We start from the raw sequence: 1,565 nt of genomic DNA on the forward strand, positions 1-1,565 counted from the left end.
TGGCTCAGTATAACGCCGTTGATGGTTTCTGGACTGTACCGGAACCAACCAGAGAGGTAGGTTATGTTTTCTCTGGAGAGTGTTCTCCGTTAAGCATTGCTGATAATACGTTAGATGGATTCACTTTCTACCCAAACCCTACATCAGGTTCACTTTCATTGAGCTCGGTTAATACTATAGATTCCGTATCTATCTTTAACCTGTTAGGTCAAAAAGTGATGGATGTTAACATTGAAGCTACTGCTTCAGAGGTTAATCTCTCAGGTCTAACTGCCGGAACTTACATTATGCATGTTTCAGTAGAGGGTCAGATTGGTACTTATAAAGTAATGAAGAACTAAGAGATTTTTGATCTTTTTTGTTAAAAGCCATCCGTATGTACGGGTGGCTTCTTTATTTTTATAAGAATTTCGATAGTTTTTTTGTTTTGATAGCTTTTTTGAATATCTTTATGATTGTTAAAAACAATAATTTTAATCTTTAAAACAAACATTATTATGAAAAAAATTACAATGTTAGCTTTTCTTTCGTTCTGTGCTATTGGTTTCGGCCAAAATAGTAGCCAGGACCAAAGCAAGGAAATTAAAGCGCCAACGGGTATTTATGCCCAAACCGCTGAACTTCCTGCGGCATATTTCAACACCACTGCCACAACGGTGGGCGAGAAGGTTGGTGTAGTTAGTTCGGGTCCAAGAGACACCAATGTAACAGTTCCATTTACAGGAACCTATTTTAGCAATCGACCAGATGCTATGTTGTATGACAATGGCCCTTACTTTAATGTAGCTGGCTCGCCAGATCTTAGTGTATTGGAGTCTGTAACTTTGGGTATGGGCACATATGGTGCTGGAGCCCAGTTTACTGCCGGTAACAGCATTGCCGATGACGTAGTACTCACGGAGGATGTTGATGTTACGTCCATAGATGTGTTTGCTTACCAAACTGGAGAAATTGCACCATCAATTACTGCTGTTTATTTACAGGTTTGGGATGGTGATCCAAGTGGCGGTGGGGCAACTGTAATCTGGGGCGACCTCAGTTTGAATATTCTTCAGGATGCCACCTATGCCGATGCCAACAGAGTGCTTGAGGATGATCAGGGTGCTACCAATAGGCAGATTCAAAGAGTATCTGCGCTTACTGACGGTCTTAGTCTTTCCGCTGGTACATATTGGATAGAATATACTTTTGAAGGATCTGGTGCATCTGGACCTTGGGCTCCTCCAATTGCAATTTTAGGAGAAACCACAACAGGAAACTCGCTTCAGAATCAAAGTGGATTATGGGTTCCTCTTGAAGATGTTGGACCACAGGGCTTACCATTCGTAATGTATGGTGAAGTTACTGGCGGCGGTGGTTCTTTCCCAGATCCATACTGTGGGCCATTAGAGTTCAACAATGGTATAGAACCTATCACCTTAGTCGATGTTGCTGGTATCAGTAACGTATCTGATGCTACCGTAGGAGGATCTCCTGCTCATGAAGATTTTACCGCAATTGAGGGTGATATGGAAGAAGGAATGACCTATGCCATCGCTTTGGAAGGTAATACAGATGGAGGCTTT

Annotated in this window: 1 protein-coding gene and 1 pseudogene; both read left to right on the top strand. The window is 41.9% G+C overall.

The genetic code is table 11. From position 1 onward, the window contains the following. Positions 1–341: T9SS type A sorting domain-containing protein (locus G440_RS20130; RefSeq protein ID WP_034259753.1), on the top strand; the 341-nt coding region annotated here is incomplete at its 5' end. A 156-nt stretch (positions 342–497) separates the two neighbouring features. Continuing rightward, a pseudogene (locus G440_RS20135) lies at positions 498–1,565 on the top strand (hypothetical protein); the annotation flags it as partial.

It is taken from the genome of Aequorivita capsosiphonis DSM 23843 (assembly GCF_000429125.1).
GTDB classification, from domain to species: domain Bacteria; phylum Bacteroidota; class Bacteroidia; order Flavobacteriales; family Flavobacteriaceae; genus Aequorivita; species Aequorivita capsosiphonis.